Annotated in this window: 17 protein-coding genes; all 17 read right to left on the bottom strand. The window is 72.2% G+C overall.

What is annotated here, in order from left to right; genetic code table 11:
- Window positions 1–23: 23 nt before the first annotated feature.
- A complete protein-coding gene (locus ACOKGD_RS04745; RefSeq protein ID WP_342335466.1) occupies window positions 24–923 on the bottom strand; it encodes an NUDIX hydrolase in 900 nt (299 codons plus the stop codon).
- A gap of 85 nt (window positions 924–1,008) precedes the next feature.
- Window positions 1,009–2,535 (bottom strand): ribosome biogenesis GTPase Der, encoded by a 1,527-nt coding sequence (gene der, locus ACOKGD_RS04740; RefSeq protein ID WP_342335467.1) that lies wholly within the window; start codon window positions 2,533–2,535, stop codon window positions 1,009–1,011.
- Window positions 2,525–3,208 (bottom strand): (d)CMP kinase, encoded by a 684-nt coding sequence (gene cmk, locus ACOKGD_RS04735; protein ID WP_342335469.1) that lies wholly within the window; start codon window positions 3,206–3,208, stop codon window positions 2,525–2,527. Before cmk ends, der begins: the two co-directional genes overlap by 11 nt.
- The gene (locus ACOKGD_RS04730) at window positions 3,201–4,301 is read right to left on the bottom strand and encodes a prephenate dehydrogenase (protein ID WP_421355110.1); all 1,101 of its coding nucleotides are present in this window, start codon (window positions 4,299–4,301) and stop codon (window positions 3,201–3,203) included. The genes cmk and ACOKGD_RS04730 overlap by 8 nt, the downstream gene beginning before the upstream one ends.
- A gap of 5 nt (window positions 4,302–4,306) precedes the next feature.
- Window positions 4,307–5,134: a pseudouridine synthase gene (locus tag ACOKGD_RS04725; protein ID WP_342335473.1), complete on the bottom strand. Its 828-nt coding sequence runs from the start codon at window positions 5,132–5,134 to the stop codon at window positions 4,307–4,309.
- Window positions 5,131–5,736 (bottom strand): SMC-Scp complex subunit ScpB, encoded by a 606-nt coding sequence (gene scpB / locus ACOKGD_RS04720; RefSeq protein ID WP_342335474.1) that lies wholly within the window; start codon window positions 5,734–5,736, stop codon window positions 5,131–5,133. The genes ACOKGD_RS04725 and scpB overlap by 4 nt, the downstream gene beginning before the upstream one ends.
- Window positions 5,726–6,568: a segregation and condensation protein A gene (locus ACOKGD_RS04715; protein WP_342335476.1), complete on the bottom strand. Its 843-nt coding sequence runs from the start codon at window positions 6,566–6,568 to the stop codon at window positions 5,726–5,728. Before ACOKGD_RS04715 ends, scpB begins: the two co-directional genes overlap by 11 nt.
- Entirely contained in the window at window positions 6,552–7,430 is an 879-nt protein-coding gene (locus ACOKGD_RS04710) for a ParA family protein (RefSeq protein WP_421355091.1), read from the bottom strand. Before ACOKGD_RS04710 ends, ACOKGD_RS04715 begins: the two co-directional genes overlap by 17 nt.
- Before the next feature lie 79 nt (window positions 7,431–7,509).
- Window positions 7,510–8,427: a site-specific tyrosine recombinase XerD gene (xerD, locus tag ACOKGD_RS04705; protein ID WP_342335478.1), complete on the bottom strand. Its 918-nt coding sequence runs from the start codon at window positions 8,425–8,427 to the stop codon at window positions 7,510–7,512.
- Window positions 8,427–9,014: an NUDIX hydrolase gene (locus ACOKGD_RS04700; RefSeq protein ID WP_342335480.1), complete on the bottom strand. Its 588-nt coding sequence runs from the start codon at window positions 9,012–9,014 to the stop codon at window positions 8,427–8,429. Before ACOKGD_RS04700 ends, xerD begins: the two co-directional genes overlap by 1 nt.
- A 1-nt stretch (window position 9,015) precedes the next feature.
- Window positions 9,016–10,704 (bottom strand): CTP synthase, encoded by a 1,689-nt coding sequence (locus tag ACOKGD_RS04695; protein ID WP_342335553.1) that lies wholly within the window; start codon window positions 10,702–10,704, stop codon window positions 9,016–9,018.
- Between the two features lie 94 nt (window positions 10,705–10,798).
- The gene (gene recN / locus ACOKGD_RS04690; RefSeq protein ID WP_342335481.1) at window positions 10,799–12,490 is read right to left on the bottom strand and encodes a DNA repair protein RecN; all 1,692 of its coding nucleotides are present in this window, start codon (window positions 12,488–12,490) and stop codon (window positions 10,799–10,801) included.
- A gap of 4 nt (window positions 12,491–12,494) precedes the next feature.
- Window positions 12,495–13,490 (bottom strand): NAD kinase, encoded by a 996-nt coding sequence (locus ACOKGD_RS04685; RefSeq protein WP_342335482.1) that lies wholly within the window; start codon window positions 13,488–13,490, stop codon window positions 12,495–12,497.
- Window positions 13,491–13,521: 31 nt separating this feature from the next.
- The gene (locus ACOKGD_RS04680) at window positions 13,522–14,316 is read right to left on the bottom strand and encodes a TlyA family RNA methyltransferase (protein WP_342335483.1); all 795 of its coding nucleotides are present in this window, start codon (window positions 14,314–14,316) and stop codon (window positions 13,522–13,524) included.
- On the bottom strand, window positions 14,313–14,474 hold the full coding sequence (locus tag ACOKGD_RS04675; protein WP_342335484.1) for a hypothetical protein: 162 nt from the start codon (window positions 14,472–14,474) through the stop codon (window positions 14,313–14,315). Before ACOKGD_RS04675 ends, ACOKGD_RS04680 begins: the two co-directional genes overlap by 4 nt.
- A 35-nt stretch (window positions 14,475–14,509) precedes the next feature.
- Window positions 14,510–15,553: an HAD-IIA family hydrolase gene (locus ACOKGD_RS04670; RefSeq protein WP_342335485.1), complete on the bottom strand. Its 1,044-nt coding sequence runs from the start codon at window positions 15,551–15,553 to the stop codon at window positions 14,510–14,512.
- Entirely contained in the window at window positions 15,553–16,416 is an 864-nt protein-coding gene (locus ACOKGD_RS04665; protein ID WP_421355090.1) for a hypothetical protein, read from the bottom strand. The genes ACOKGD_RS04670 and ACOKGD_RS04665 overlap by 1 nt, the downstream gene beginning before the upstream one ends.
- Window positions 16,417–16,427 lie beyond the last annotated feature (11 nt).

Below are 16,427 nucleotides of genomic sequence, written 5' to 3'. Positions count from 1 at the left end.
CGCGCGTCCGCGAGCGCGCCGGATCAGCCCAGCAGGTCGAGCAGCCAGCCGGCCCCGTGCACGGTCGCACCGGCCTCCTCGGCCCGGGCGCGCAGGCCGCGGTCGCTGGTCACGACGGTGACCGCGTATCCGTCCTCGACGAGGTCGACGACCTCGCCGGCGATCGCATCGTCGCCCGAGCAGCTCGCGCGGACGAGGCGCACCCCGTCGATCTCGCCCGCCTCGCGCGCGGTTCCCTCCACGACGACGGCGTACTCCGGGAACCACACGGTCGCCCCGAGGCCGAGCGCCGACGCCGGCACCCCGTCGGAGGCGAGGGCCGCGATCCGCGCGAGCAGCCGCTCGGCCGCCCCCGCGCGATCCTTCCACCAGCCATCCGGCACGGCGCCGACCACGTTCGCCGCGTCGACGACGATCACGGGCCGCACGTGCAGCAGCTCCTGCAGGCGCGGCCAGGCGGCGCCGAACCCCGGGTGCAGCGGCTTGTCCGACACCGATGCCACCGGCGTCCACTCCACCGCGACGCTCTCCGGATCGGTCACGGCGCCGGCGAAGTGCGAGACGACGTCGGCGATCACGGTCGTGTACTGCCAGATGCCGAGGTCCAGGACGGAGGTGAACCGCGGGCGCACCGCGGTGAGCGGCACCCCGGCCTCCTCCGACGCCTCCCGGAGGGCGCCGTCCAACGGCGGCTCGCCTTCGTGCAGCGCGCCGCCGGGCAGGGCCCACGTGCCGCCGAAGTGGCTCCAGCCCACGCGGTGCTGCAGCAGCACGCCGCGCTCGGGGTCGAGCGCCAGCAGGCCGGCGGCGCCGAAGCGCCCCCAGTAGCGTTCGCCCGACGGGGCGACGACCCAGGCGTCGCCGGGGTCGCGCGGGCCGGAGAACCGGGGCGGTTCGCCGGCGCGGGCAGGCTCGATGGTCACCCTTCCACCCTGTCACAGCCGCCGGATACGCGTCCGGCCCCGCGTCACTCGGTGACGTGGGGCCGGACGACGACGGCGTGGGTGTCTACGACTTCTGGCGACGCTCGCGCACGCGCATGTTGACGACGATCGGCGTGCCCTCGAAGCCCCACAGCTCGCGCAGACGGCGCTGCACGAAGCGGCGGTAGCCCGGGTCGAGGAAGCCGGTCGTGAACAGCACGAAGGTCGGCGGACGCGTGCCCGCCTGCGTGCCGAACAGGATGCGCGGCTGCTTGCCACCACGCAGCGGGTGCGGGTGCTCGGCCACGAGCTCCGACAGGAACGCGTTGAACTTGCCGGTCGGGATGCGCTGATCCCACGACTCGAGCGCGGTCTCCAGGGCGGGCACCAGCTTCTCGAGGTGGCGTCCGGTCTTGGCCGAGATGTTGACGCGCGGGGCCCAGGCGACGTGCGCCAGGTCCTGCTCGATCTCGCGCTCGAGCATCCGGCGGCGGTCGCCGCCGCGACGGTCGTCCTCGAGCAGCTCGTCCCACTTGTTGAACGCCAGGACGAGCGCGCGGCCCGACTCGAGCACCAGGTCGATGATGCGGATGTCCTGCTCGCTGATCACCTGGCTGACGTCGATCACCACAACGGCGATCTCGGCCTTCTCGAGCGCGGCCGAGGTGCGCAGCGACGCGTAGAAGTCGGCGCCCTGCTGCATGTGCACCCGGCGGCGGATGCCGGCGGTGTCGACCAGGGTCCAGAGCTTGCCGCCGAGCTCGACGATCTCGTCCACCGGGTCGCGGGTGGTGCCCGCGAGCTCGTTGACGACGACCCGCTCCTCGCCCGCGGCCTTGTTCAGCAGCGACGACTTGCCGACGTTGGGTCGGCCGATGATCGCCACGCGGCGCGGGCCGCCGATCTCGTGCTTCGCGACGGCCGAGACCTCGGGCAGCTTCTTCATGATCGCGTCGAGCAGGTCGGCCACGCCGCGGCCGTGGATGGCCGAGACGGGGTGCGGCTCGCCGAGTCCGAGGTTCCACAGGGCGTAGGCCTCGGGCTCGTGACGCGCGTCGTCGATCTTGTTGGCGACGAGGAAGACGGGCTTGTCGGTCTTGCGCAGCAGCTTCACGACGTGCTCGTCGGTGGCCGTGGCACCGACCATGGCGTCGACGACGAAGATGATGGCGTCGGCCAGGTCGATCGCGACCTCGCTCTGCAGGGCCACCGAGCGGTCGATGCCCTTCGCGTCGGGCTCCCAGCCGCCGGTGTCCACCAGGGTGAAGCGACGGTCGAGCCACTCGGCCTTGTAGGTCACGCGGTCGCGCGTGACGCCCGGGGTGTCCTCGACGACGGCCTCACGGCGCCCGAGGATGCGGTTCACGAGCGCCGACTTGCCCACGTTCGGGCGGCCGACGATCGCCACCACCGGCAGTGCCGGCAGGTACTCGATGCCGTCCTCGCCGCGCTGGATGCCCGCGAGCAGCGCCGCATCCTCCGCGTCGAGGTCGTAGTCCTCGAGCCCCTGGCGCAGGGTGGCCGCGCGGCGCTCGGCGAGCTCCTCGTCCACCTCCGCCAGGCGCTCGGCGAGGCGGTCGGGCTTGCCCTCGTACTCGTCTTCAACGGCCATTGTGGGCCTCCAGCTTTCGGTCGATCACCGCGGTGACGGCTTCGATGGTCTGTTCGAAATCCAACTCTGTGGAGTCGACGACGTCGACCCCCGGATCCGCTTCCGCGAGATCCAGCACGTGGCTGTCCGATGCGTCGCGGGCGACGATCGCCGCGTGCACGGTGGCGGTGTCGGCGCCGAGCTCCTGCCCGCGGCGCGCGGCGCGCACCTCAGGAGAGGCGGTCATCAGGATCCGCACGGGTGCGTCCGGCGCGACGACCGACGTGATGTCGCGGCCCTCGATGACGACGCCGCCGAGGCCGGACTCCCCCGCCAGGCGGCGGTAGATGGCGTTCAGGTAGGCCCGCACCTCGGGCACCTTCACGAAACCGGCGATCGCCGCCGTGACCTCGGGGGTGCGGATCTCGGTCGTCACGTCGACGCCGCCGACGGAGACCGAGCGGTCCTCCGGGTCGAGGCCGAGCCGCAGGTCGAAGCCGCCGAGCGCGGCGATCACGGCGTCGGAATCGGTTGTGTCCACGCCGGTGGCCCGCAGGTGCCATGACAGCGCGCGGTAGCCTGCGCCGGTGTCGAGGAGGCCGAAGCCGCGGCGGCGGGCGACCTCCTTCGAGACGCTCGACTTGCCGGATCCGGCGGGGCCGTCGATCGCGATGATCGGGGTGAGTTCAGTCATGAGAGGTGCTCGCAATCCGCCATCCGCGCTGCTCGAGCCCCTCGATCGCCGAGCGCAGGGCGCCGGGCACGACGCTGATCTCGGCGAGGCCGAACTGCGCGCCCGGCGAGTGCTCGAGGCGCAGGTCCTCGATGTTGATGTGCAGTTCGCCGAGCTCGCCGAACAGGCGGCCCAGCTGACCGGGGGTGTCGTCGATCATCACGACCAGCGACTCGAACCGCCGATTCTGGCCGTGCTTGCCGGGGAGGCGCTCGACGCCCTCGTTGCCGCGACGGATCGCGTCGGCGATCTCGCGACGCGCGCCGGCGGCATCCGGATCCCGCAGCGCCGCGGCGAGCGAGGACAGGTCCGCGGCGAGCGCGTCCAGCACGTCGACGACGGGCTCGGCGTTCGCGCCCAGGATCTGCACCCACAGCTCGGGTGCCGAATGCGCGATGCGGGTCGTGTCGCGGACGCCCTGTCCGGCCAGGCGCAGGGCGTCGCCGGGGGCCTCGGTGAAGCGCGCGGCGAGCAGGCTCGCCACCACCTGGGGCACGTGCGAGACGAGCGCGACCGAGCGGTCGTGCTCCTCCGGCGTCATCTCGATCGGCATCGCGCCGACATCGAGCGCGAGCGCCTCGACGAGGGCGAGGTCGGCGGCGGGGGTCTCCCCGTCGCGGCACACCACCCAGGGGCGCCCGACGAAGATGTCCGCGCGGGCCGAGATCGCACCGCCGCGCTCGCGCCCCGCCATGGGGTGCGAGCCGATGTAGTGCGTGAGGTCGACGCCGCGCTCGCGCAGCTCGATGTAGGGGCCGAGCTTGACCGAGGCGACGTCGGTGACGACGACGCCCGGGAAGCGCTCGAGTTCTCGCTGCACGACGTCGGCGGTGACGTCCGGCGGCACGGCCACGACGACCAGCACCGGCGCGTCATCGGGTCGCTCGGCGCGCCCGGCGCCGTAGTCGATCGCGAGCCGCAGCTGGGTGGGCGACGTGTCGGTGAGGATCACGTCGACGCCGAGCGCGGTGAGCGCGTGGCCGATGGACGCGCCGAGCAGGCCGGCACCGACGATCCGGACAGGTCCGGTCGTCCGTGCGGCGCGCGCAGCGATATCGGTCACGAGTTCTCCCGACCCTCCGAGGAACCGTCCGAGAGCCCATGCGTCTCGCCCGTCGGATCGACAGCGTCGTTCGCGCCGGATCCCTGGCGCGAGAGAGTCAGCAGCGCGCCTCGTTCCACCTTAGTCAGTTCCCGGGCGCGTCCCACTGGGAGGGTTCCCAGGTGCAGCGGGCCGAACTGGCGCCGCACGAGCTCGACGACGGGGTGGCCGACCTCGGCCATCATGCGCCGGACGATGCGGTTGCGGCCCGAGTGCAGGGTCAGCTCGACGAGGCTCGATCCGGCGGACGTGTCGAGCAGCCGCGCCTTGTCGGCGTGGATCGGGCCGTCCTCGAGCTCGATGCCGCGGGTGAGGCGCTGGATCGTCGCGGGCGTGACGGTGCCCTCGACCTTGGCGATGTAGACCTTGTTCACGCCGAACGAGGGGTGCGCGAGCACCTGAGCCAGCTCGCCGTCGTTGGTCAGCACCAGCAGACCGGAGGTGTCGTAGTCGAGGCGCCCGACGTTGAACAGGCGCTCCTCCCAGTCGTCCGCGAACTCGCGCAGATCGCGGCGGCCGCGGTCGTCCTTCATCGAGCTGATCACGCCCGTGGGCTTGTTCAGCATCACGTAGCGCTTCCCGGCGTCCAGCTGGATCGCCGTGCCGTCGACGTCGACCAGGTCGTTCTCGGGATCGATCCGCCGGCCGAGCTCCGTCACCACCAGGCCGTTGACGCGCACCCGCCCGTCGACGATCAGCTCCTCGGACACGCGCCGCGACGCGACGCCGGCGTTCGCCAGCACCTTCTGCAGCCGGACGCCCTCTGTGGACTCGTTCTCACTCATGCCATCACCTCATCGAAACCATCGGATCCATCGTCGAGCAGCGGCGAGATCGGCGGCAGCTCTTCGAGAGAGTTGATGCCGAGCTGCTGCAGGAGCAGATCCGTCGTGCCATACAGGATCGCGCCCGTCTCCGGGTGCGTCGAGATCTCCGTGACCAGTCCGCGGGCGAGCAGCGTGCGCACCACGGAATCCACGTTCACCGCGCGGATCGAGGCGACCTGGGAACGGGTCACCGGCTGCTTGTACGCGATCACGGCGAGCGTCTCGAGCGCCGCCTGCGACAGGCGCGCGGGCGCCTGCCCGCCGATGTACGCCGCCACCATGTCGTCGTACTCGCCGCGCACGTAGAACCGCCAGCCGCCGCCCACCTCCCGCAGCTCGAAGCCGCGGGCAGGCGCGCCCTCGACGCCGTCGTAGTCGGCGACGAGCGCGGCGAGCGCCCGGCGCACCTCCTTGACGGGCGCCTTCACGGCGGTGGCGAGCGCCCCCACGCCCAGGGGCTCGTCCGCGATCATCAGGATCGCCTCCAGCCGCTGGGCGACGCCGCCCGGCAGCTCCTCGCGATCGGCCTCGGCCGTCGCGTCCGCGGTCTCATCGGTCATAGTCGGCCCCCAGGGTCGCCAGCATGTCGTCGGACCAGCGCTCCGCGGTCCAGGTGAGCGTCAGCTCGCCGAGCGGCTCGACCTGCTCGAAGCTGATGGCAGCGTGCCGGTAGAGCTCCAGCACCGAGATGAAGCGCGCCACGATCACCCCGGCCTGGCCCACGCCCGCGATGAGCTCGCGGAACGTGAGCCGCTCTGATCCGCGCAGCAGCGTCACCACCACGGCGGCCTGCTCGCGGATGCTGACCAGCGGCGCGTGCAGGTGATCCAGCCCCACGCTCGGGATCGAGCGCGGCGCGAAGGCGAGCATCGCGGTCGCGGCGAAGTCGGCGGCGCTGAGCGTCCAGACGAGCTCCGGCGTCTGCGCGCGGTGCTTCGGGTCCAGCGGGACGCTGCGGGTGTGGCGCAGCCCCTCGCCCTGCAGTCGCTCGGTGAACCAGCCCGCGGCGACCTCCTTGAACGCGCGGTACTGCAGCAGGCGCGCGAACAGCAGGTCGCGAGCCTCGAGCAGCGCGACCGATTCGGCGTCGACGAGCTCGCCCTGCGGCAGGAGCCCGGCGACCTTCATGTCGAGCAGCGTGGCGGCCACCACGAGGAACTCGGACGCCTGGTCGAGCTCCTCCCCCGTGGTCAGCTGGCGGAGGTAGGCGATGAACTCGTCGGTGACCTTCGACAGCGAGACCTCGGTGATGTCGAGCTCGCGCTGCGAGATGAGGTTCAGCAGGAGGTCGAAGGGCCCGTCGAAGTTCGCGAGCGAGACCCGGAACCCGCCCGAGGGCGCGGTCTCGTCGGGAGAGGCGGTCGCGGGGGCCGCGTCAGGCGACGGCGCCACGCGAGACCAGCTCCCGCGCCAGGCGCAGGTAGGCCTGGGCCGCCGGATGCTCGGGCGCGAACTCGGTGATCGGCACACCGGACACCGACGCATCCGGGAACTTCACCGTGCGGCCGATGACGGTCTCCAGCACGTCGTCGCCGAACGCGTCGACGATCCGCTCGAGCACCTCGCGCGAGTGCAGCGTGCGCGGGTCGTACATCGTGGCCAGCAGGCCGTCCAGCTGGATCGAGGGGTTCAGGCGATCGCGGACCTTGCCGATGGTCTCGATCAGCAGCGCCACACCGCGCAGCGCGAAGAACTCGCACTCCATCGGGATCAGGACGCCGTGCGCGGCGGTGAGCGCGTTGATCGTCAGCAGGCCCAGCGACGGCTGGCAGTCGACGAGGATCACGTCGTAGTCGGCGGCGACCTTGCGCAGCACAAGCGACAGGATCTGCTCGCGCGCGACCTCGTTGACGAGGTGGACCTCGGCGGCCGACAGGTCGATGTTGGCGGGGATGACGTCGAGGTTCTCGGTCGCGGTGGACACGATCGCCTCGCGGGGGTCGCGCTTGGTGTCCAGCAGCAGGTCGTAGATCGTCGTGACGTCGTGCGCCTGCACGCCGAGGCCGACGGTCAGCGCGCCCTGGGGATCGAAGTCGACCGCGAGCACCTTGCGCCCGTAGGACGCGAGCGCCGCGGCGAGGCTGATGGTGGTCGTCGTCTTGCCGACGCCGCCCTTCTGGTTGCACAGCGCGATGATGCGCGCCGGTCCGTGCCCGTCCAGCTTCGCCGGGGTCGGGAAGCCGTGATACGGACGTCCGGTCTCGCCGAGGATGACGTCATCCTGCTTCTTCGCCCGGGCCCTCTTGTCCGCCACCGATGCTCCTGCCTTTGACATGCTCGTCCCATCGTAGTCACGCGGCGACGCCGGACCCGGAGTTCGCCCCGGCGATCCCCTAGATCGCCCGCGGATGGGAGGTCGCGTACACATCCCGCAGGGTGTCCACCGTCACGTGGGTGTAGATCTGCGTCGTCGCCACCGACGAGTGCCCGAGCAGCTCCTGCACCACGCGCACGTCGGCACCGCCCTGCAGCAGGTGCGTGGCGAACGAGTGGCGCAGCGTGTGCGGCGAGACGTGCGCGGTGATCTGCGCCTTCTCGGCCGCGGCCTGGAGCACCAGCCACGCGCTCTGCCGCGACAGCGGGGCCCCGCGCGCGCCGAGGAACACCTTCGGGGTCGCCCGGCCGCGGGTCGCCAGGTCGGGGCGCACCCGCGTCAGGTAGGCGCCCAGCGCGTCGCGCGCGAACGAGCCGACGGGCACGATGCGCTCCTTCGCCCCCTTGCCGCGCAGGCGCAGGATCGAGCCGCTCGCCGGCGACAGGGTCGCCAGGTCGTCGACGTCGAGCTGGATCGCCTCGGAGACACGGGCGCCCGTCGCGTAGAGCAGCTCGAGCAGGGCCCGATCCCGGATCCCGATCGGGTCCTCCGCCGACGGGGCCGCGAGCAGGCGCTCCACCTGCTCGATCGTGAGCGCCTTGGGGAGGCGCTGGGCCTGCTTCGGCGGGCGCAGCCGCTGCGTCGGATCCGCGTCGGCGATGCCCTCCCGCGCGAGGAACCGGTGCAGCCCCCGCACCGACGACTGCAGCCGCGCGAGCGACGACGCGGCGGGCGCCGGATCGGCGGAGGCGCGCTCGGCCGCGAACTCGGCCACCACCGCCGGCGTGACCTCGCCGGAGTCGGCGATCCCCCGCTCCCCCAGCCAGGCCAGGTAGCCCGCGAGGTCGCGGCGGTAGGCCGCCACGGTGTGATCCGACAGGCCCCGCTCGATCGTGATGTGACGCAGGTACGCGTCCACCCCCCGCTCGAGCAGCATCAGCCCTCGGCGCGGTCCCGGCGCAGCTTCTCGGCCGCCATCAGGACGCCGAGCATCATCGCGCCGTTGCGCAGCCGGCCGCTGAGCACCGCCGAGACGGCCTCCTCGATCGGCACCCACTCGCTGCGGATGTCGGCCTCCTCGCCGTCGCGGGCGAACACCTCGGGGGCGTCCGACAGCTCGCGTGCGAGGTAGATGTGGATGATCTCGTCGCTGCCGCCGGGAGTCGGCGCCATCGAGGCGAGCTTCTCCCAGCGCGCGGCCTGGAGGTCGACCTCCTCGGCGAGCTCGCGCCGGGCCGTGTCCAGCGGATCCTCGCCCTCGATGTCGAGCAGGCCCGCCGGGATCTCCCAGTCGCGGGTGCGGATCGGGTGACGGTACTGCTGGATCAGCAGCACCCGATCCTCGTCGTCCAGCGCGACGACCGCCACGGCGCCGGTGTGCTCGACGTAGTGCCGCACGAGCTCGTGGTCGTTGTAGCGGAAGCGGTCCTCGCGGACATCCCACACGTGCCCGTCGAAGACGCGGCGCGTGTCGGCGACCTCGACCTCGAAGGGCTCGTCGCGCAGCTGGATCGGGTCGGTCACGTCAGGCGTTCTCGACCTCGAAGAGCTCGCTCGAGCGGTGACGCTCGACCGCCGCGCCGACGAGGCCGCGGAACAGCGGGTGCGGCTCGGTCGGGCGCGAGCGCAGCTCGGGGTGCGCCTGCGTGGCGATGTAGTACGGGTGCACGTCGCGGGGCAGCTCGACGAACTCGACGAGGTCGAGATCCGGGTTGATGCCCGAGAACACCAGGCCGGCGGCCGCGATCTGCTCGCGGTACGCGTTGTTGACCTCGTAGCGGTGGCGGTGGCGCTCCTCGACCTCGGTCGAGCCGTAGACCTCGGCCGCGATCGAGCCCTCGGCGAGCTTGGCCGGGTACAGGCCCAGGCGCATGGTGCCGCCGAGGTCGCCGCCGTCGAGGATGTCGATCTGCTCGGCCATCGTGGCGATGACGGGGGTGCTGGTCTCGGGGTCGAACTCGCTCGAGGACGCATCGGCGATGCCGGCCTCGTTGCGGGCGTACTCGATGACCATGCACTGCAGGCCGAGGCACAGGCCCAGCGTCGGGATGCCCTGCTGGCGCGCGAACTTCAGCGCGCCGAGCTTGCCCTCGATGCCGCGGATGCCGAAGCCGCCGGGCACGCAGATCGCGTCGAGGTCGCCGAGCTGCTTGGCCGCGCCCTCGGGCGTCTCGCAGGTGTCGGAGGGGATCCAGCGGATGTTGACCTTCACGTCGTGCGCGAAGCCGCCGGCCTTGATCGCCTCGGTGACCGAGAGGTACGCGTCGGGGAGGTCGATGTACTTGCCGACGAGCCCGACGGTGACCTCGAGCTTCGGGTTGTGGACGGCCTGCAGCACGGTGTTCCACCGGGTCCAGTCGACCTCGTCCGCCTTCTCGGCAAGTCCCAGGCGGCGGACGATGTAGGCGTCCAGGCCCTGGTCGTTCAGAGTCGAGGGGATGTCGTAGATGCTCGGCAGGTCGACCGTGTTGACGACGGCCTCGATGTCGACGTCGCACATCAGCGCGATCTTGTTGCGGTTCGACTCGCTCACGGGGCGGTCGGAGCGCAGCACGAGCACGTCGGGCTGGATGCCGACCTGGCGGAGCGCGGCGACCGAGTGCTGCGTGGGCTTGGTCTTCTGCTCGCCGGAGGCGCCCATGAAGGGCACCAGCGAGACGTGCACGAAGAACACGTTGTCGCGGCCGAGCTCGTGACGCAGCTGACGCGCGGCCTCGAGGAAGGGCTGCGACTCGATGTCGCCCACCGTGCCGCCGACCTCGGTGATGATCACGTCGGGCTTCGGGTCGGCCTCGGACTGCAGGCGCATGCGGCGCTTGATCTCGTCGGTGATGTGCGGGATGACCTGCACGGTGTCGCCGAGGTACTCGCCGCGACGCTCCTTGGCGATGACCTGCGAGTAGATCTGACCGGTGGTCACGTTGGCGGCCTGGCTCAGGTTGACCCCGAGGAAGCGCTCGTAGTGGCCGATGTCCAGGTCGGTCTCGGCGCCGTCGTCGGTGACGAACACCTCGCCGTGCTGGAACGGGTTCATGGTGCCCGGATCCACGTTCAGGTACGGGTCGAGCTTCTGCATCACGACGTGGAGACCGCGGGCCGTCAGCAGATTGCCGAGGCTCGCCGCGGTGAGTCCCTTGCCGAGCGAGGAGACGACACCACCCGTCACGAAGATCTGCTTGGTGGTGGTCTCGGATCCCGCGTCAGGCTTCTGCATCACGGGCTTCGATCCTAACAGTCGATGCTTCGAGTGAGCCGAGTGGCGCGCCCGTCGAGAGTGTCGCACGTGCCGCGGGCACGCGCCATGCCGGTCATCCCTGGACGGCGCCGATCGCGAGCAGCTCGCGCGCGTGCGTCAGGGCGGCGTCGGAATCGCTCAGGCCGGACAGCAGGCGCGCCATCTCGGCCTCGCGCTGTGCGCCCTCGAGGCGCGTGACGCTCGACTTCGTGACCGACCCGTCGTTCGCCTTCACCACGCTCAGGTGGTTGCCTGCGAAGGCGGCGACCTGCGCCAGGTGGGTGACCGCGATCACCTGCGACTTCTCGGCCAGGCGCGCCAGCCGGCGGCCGACCTCGATGGCCGCCGCGCCGCCGATGCCCGCGTCGACCTCGTCGAACACGAACGTCGGCACGGGGTCGGTCTGCGAGATCACGACCTCGATCGCCAGCATCACCCGGCTGAGCTCTCCGCCCGACGCGCCCTTGGACACGATGCGGGGCTCGGCTCCCGGGTGCGGCGACAGCAGCAGCGAGACCTCGTCGCGGCCGTGCGCGGCCTCGGCCCCGGGTGCCACGTCGACCAGCAGCCGCGCATCGGGCATCGCCAGGGCGTGCAGCTCCTCGGTGACCGCGGCAGACAGTCGCTCCGCGGCCTGCGTGCGCGCCTCGGTGAGGGCGGCCGCCCGGGCATCGAGCACCTCGCGCGCCTCGGCGAGCTGGGCGCCCAGCCGCTCGACCCGGTCGCCGTCGTCGTCGAGCTCGGCGAGACGGGCGGATCCGCTCTCGAGCAGCGCGAGCGCGGCGTCGAGCGACCCGTGCGCCCGGACGAGGCCGTTCAGGATCGCCCGGCGCTCCTCGACCGCGGCGAGCTCGGCCGGGCCGGACTCGTCGAGGTCGGCGAGGAAGCCCGAGAGCTCGACGGCGATGTCGGCCGCACGGTAGCTGAGGTCGGCCAGCTGCTCGCCGAGCGCCGTCAGCGCGGGATCGGCGGCGCGCTCGAGCGCGCGGCGGGCGTCGGCGAGGAGCGACAACACATCCGCGCCCCCCTCCTCGCTGGACAGCGACTCGCGGGCGAGGGCGGCGGCGGCGCGCAGCTCCTCGGAGTTCGCGAGGCGCTCGGCGCGCTCGGCGAGGGCGGTGTCCTCTCCCGCCTCGGGCTCGGCCTGCTCGATCTCGGCCAGCGTGGCGCGCAGGGCCGCTGCTTCCGCGGCGCGCGCGTCGCGGTCGGTGACGAGCGAGGAGAGCTCGCGGTCCAGGGCGCGCCAGGTCTCGTACGCCTCGCGGTAGGACGCCAGCGCCTCGCGCACCGGCTCGCCGGCGAAGCGATCCAGCGCCTGCCGCTGCGCCGCCGATGACTTCAGGCGGAGCTGATCGGACTGCCCGTGCACAACCACCAGCGCGTCGGCCAGATCCGCCAGCACGCCGGCCGGGGCGGCACGCCCGCCGACGCTCGCCCTGCTGCGGCCCTCCGCCGCGAGCGTGCGCGACAGGTACAGCTCGGCGCGGCCGTCGCCGATCGGCTCGAGGTCGCCGCCCGCCTCGCGGACGCGCTCGGCGACGGCGCCCTCCTCCGAGACGAGCCAGACGCCGTCGACGGAGGCCTGCGCCGCCCCGGCGCGCACGGCGCCCGAGTCGGCGCGCTGGCCGAGCAGCAGGCCGAGGCCGGTGACGACCATGGTCTTGCCCGCGCCGGTCTCGCCGGTGATCGCGGTGAACCCCGGGCCCATGGGCAGCGTCGCCTCGCTGATCACGCCGAGGTCGCGCAGACGCATCTCTTCGATCAAGGATTCACTCCATGGCCTCGGGGATCGCCACGCGCGATCCCGCGTCCGGCGAGGACGGGACGATCGTGTCGATCACGCCGGTGACGTCGTGGGGGGCGGGTCCGCGCCAGCCGGCGACGGGAAGCTGGAACTTGCGCACCAGGCGATCGGTGAAGGTCGCGGGGTGCAGGCGGGCGAGGCGCACCGGCTGCGGCGAGCGCCGCACCGTCACGCGCGCGCCCGGGGGCAGCGGGTGCGAGCGTCGGCCGTCGCACCACAGCACCGCGGACGCGCCGGCGCCGCCCTCGAGGACCTCGACGGCCACGGTGTGCTCGGGCCCGACGACAACGGGGCGCGCGAAGAGCGCGTGCGCCGACAGCGGCACCACGGCGATGGCCTGGACGGTGGGCCAGATCACCGGACCTCCCGCCGAGAAGTTGTAGGCGGTGGATCCGGTGGGCGTCGCGATCACCACACCGTCCGCACCGAATGTCGACAGCGGACGACGATCGATCTCGATCACGACCTCGATCATCCGCTCGCGGCTGTCCTTCTCAACCGTGGCCTCGTTCAGCGCCCAGGTGGAGTACACGACCCGGTCCGCGCGGTCCTTCACCCTCACCTCGAGCGCGAGGCGCTCCTCGACCGCGTAGTCGCCGTCGACGGCGCGCTGCACCGCCGAATCCATGGCGTCGCGCTCGATCTCGGCGAGGAAGCCGACGTGACCCATGTTGATGCCGAGCACCGGCGCCGGGCACTCCCGCACCAGCTCGGCGGCGCGCAGGATCGTGCCGTCACCGCCCAGGGAGATGGCCAGGTCGATGTCGGCCAGCGCGATGTCCGTGCCGAGCACGGCGACCTCACCCAGCACGGGCGCGATCTCGGCCAGTGCCTCGCGGTCATCGTGCGAGAGCACCGGGGTCGCTCCCGCCGATCGCAGCAGGCTCGCCACGCGCACCGCCGCATCGACCGTGTCCTCCCGGTGCGCGTGCGCGACGACCAGGATCTTCCGCTCGCTCATCGGCCTCCGTCGCTGTGGATCGGGTCGCGCGTCATTCGCACGCCCGTTCGATTTGCCGCTTCCATTCTGTCGGATCCGAGCCGCGACCCGGAGCGATGTGGATGAGCGTTTCCACATTGCCGTGCGTGCCGTGGATCGGCGACGGCAGCACACCGAGCGTGCCGAGCCCCAGATCCTTCGCGGTGAACAGCACCTCGAGCACCGCGTCGGAGCGGAGCCCGGCGTCGGTGACGACTCCCCCGCCGATCTTCGACCGGCCGACCTCGAACTGCGGCTTCACGAGCAGCACGATGTCCGCGTCCGGCGCGGCCACCGGCGCCACGGCCGGCAGCACCTGCGTGAGCGAGATGAAGGAGAGGTCGCCCGTGATCACCGACGGCGGAGTGGCGACGCCGCTCGCCTCGGCGAGATTCGCGGCGGTCATGTAGCGGACGTTGTATCCCTCGACCGCGCGCACTCCCCCGTCGATCGCGACGAGCGGCGCGAGCTGGCCATGACCGACGTCGACGGCCAGCACCGGCTCGGCGCCGCGCTCGCGCAGAACCTGCGTGAATCCGCCCGTCGAGGCGCCCATGTCGAGCGCCGTGCGCCCGGCGACGTCGATGCCGAAGCCGTCGAGCGCGGCGATCAGCTTGTGCGCGCCGCGGCTGACGTAGTGATCGGCATCGGTGACGGAGATCTCGGTCGTGTCCTCGACCTTGATCGACGCCTTCGAGGCGACGCGCCCCGCCACCTGCACGCGTCCCTCCTCGATGAGGGTGGTCGCGTGACTGCGCGAGCGTGCCAGCCCGCGAGCGGCCAGCGCCGCGTCGAGACGCTGCGTCATGCGCCGGCGGGGGCGTTCGGGGCCTGCTCGAGGCGGTGGGCCAGCTCGTCGTGCAGGCTCGCGTACGCGGCCGCGCGGGTCTCGAGCGGCTGCGCCTCGACGACCCGCACGCGGCTCACGAGACCCTCGTCGATCCGGTCCTCGGTGTCCTCAGTCACGGCCCCAGCCTAGGCCGGGCACCGTCCGAGGCGGATCAGCCTCGCGCGGGGCGGAAGGGATCGGCGTACAGCCGCTCGGGGACGCGGAAGCCGAAGATCTGGCGGCCGGTGTCCCAGATGGCCTTCGACGCCGCACGCAGCAGGTCGATCGGCTCGCCCTCCGCGACGATCTGCACGTCGGCCCCGTCGATCCGGACGGCCGCGTCACGCACCCAGACGGTGTCGCCCTTGATCCGGCCCTCCGGGTAGGGCTCGAACATCTGGCGCAGATCCTCGACGATGAAGGTCGGCCGGCTGTCCGGGGGCGCCGCCAGGAGGTGCTTGGGGCGGTCGATGCCGGTGAGCACCAGCAGCGAGGGCACGCCCGCGCGATTGGCGCCGAGGATGTCGGTGTCGAGGCGGTCGCCGATCATCAGGGGCGACGTGGCGCCGAAGCGCGCGACCGCCGCGTGGAAGATCGGCGCCTCCGGCTTGCCCGCCACGGTCGCCAGACGCCCGACGGCCGTGTGGACGGCGGAGACGAGCGTGCCGTTTCCCGGCGCGATGCCGCGCGCCTGCGGGATCGTCCAGTCGGTGTTGGTGGCGATCCACGGGATGCCACCCTCCTCCTCGGGGGTCTGCAGCGCGAAGGCCGCCTCGGCGAGCTGGGTCCACGCCACGTCCGGGGCGAAGCCCTGCACCACCGCGGCCGGGTTGTCGTCCGCACTGCGCGTCGGGACGAAGCCCGCCTTGTGCAGCTCGTCGACGAGTCCGTCCCCGCCGACGACCAGGATGGTGGATCCGGGCGCCACACGCTGCGAGAGCAGGGCCATCGCGGCCTGCGGGCTCGTGACGACGTCCTCGGGCTTGGTGTGCAGGCCGAGCTCGGCGAGATGCGCCGCCACGGTCGCATCGGTGCGCGAGGCGTTGTTCGTGATGTAGCCGAGACGCCGCCCCTCGGCCTCCGCCCGGTTGAGGCTCTCGATCGCGTGCGGCAGCGCACCCGGGCCGGCGTAGACCACGCCGTCCAGGTCGGCGAGCACAACGTCGACGCCGTCAAGCGGGGAACGCTCGGCCGCGCGCTTCGAGAACAGGCCCATCAGGCGCGGTTCTCGCCGTCGGTGTCCGCCTCCGGTGCCTCGTCGATCTCGGCGAGGATCTCGTTGACCTCGTCCTCGACCGTGTACGCCTCGTCGACGGGCTGGGGCTCCTCCTCGGCAGCCGCCTCCGCGGGCGCCTCGGGCTCGGTCTCGGGCTCGGCATCGCCGGACTGGTCCTCGCCGCGATCAGGCTCGTCGCCGTTGTCGTCGAAGTCCTCGTCCTCGTCGCGCTCGTCCTGGACGTCCTCGTCGCGCTCTTCCTCGACGTCGTCTTCGAGGTCGTCCTCGAAGATCTCCTCGGTGTCGGCGTCGTCGATCTCGATGACGTCGAACTCGTCCTCGTCGATCGTGTGGCCGAGGGCATCCGCGGCGATCTCGGCGCGGCGACGCCACTCGGCCGCCTCCTCGGCGAGGCCGAGGTCCTCGAGCACGGTCGCGCGGGCGGCGAAGAGCCCCGGGCTCCACTCGAAGGCGGTGTCGGGGTCGAGCTCCGGGATGTCGAGCTCGACGAGCGCAAGCTGCGTCTCGCCCATGTCGAGGCGGGCACCGGACATGGCAATCGCGAGCTCCACGCGAACGGGCGTGGGAAGCGACGCGCGATCGACCGCACGCCCCTCCTCGAGGGCCCGCTCGGGGCGGCCGAGGCCGCGCTCGCTGTCGACGATCACGGCGATCAGGTCGTCGCGCCCCGTGATGCGGCGGTAGGTGCGCAGCTCGCGCAGCGCCAGGGCGAAGTCACCCACCGTGTAGGCGGTGATGCCGAGGGTCTCGCGAGCCACGGCGACGCGACCGGCGTGACGGACAGCGGCCTGCGCGTGCTCGTGCGCCAGCGCGGGATCGACCTCGAGCGTCTGCGCCGCCATCGCGAGGTGAC

Origin of the sequence: Microbacterium phosphatis, assembly GCF_049177115.1 — a bacterium.
Taxonomy (GTDB): domain Bacteria; phylum Actinomycetota; class Actinomycetes; order Actinomycetales; family Microbacteriaceae; genus Microbacterium; species Microbacterium phosphatis.
The sequence above is the reverse complement of the archived record's forward strand: the minus strand, read 5'-3'. Positions and strand labels throughout refer to the sequence as shown.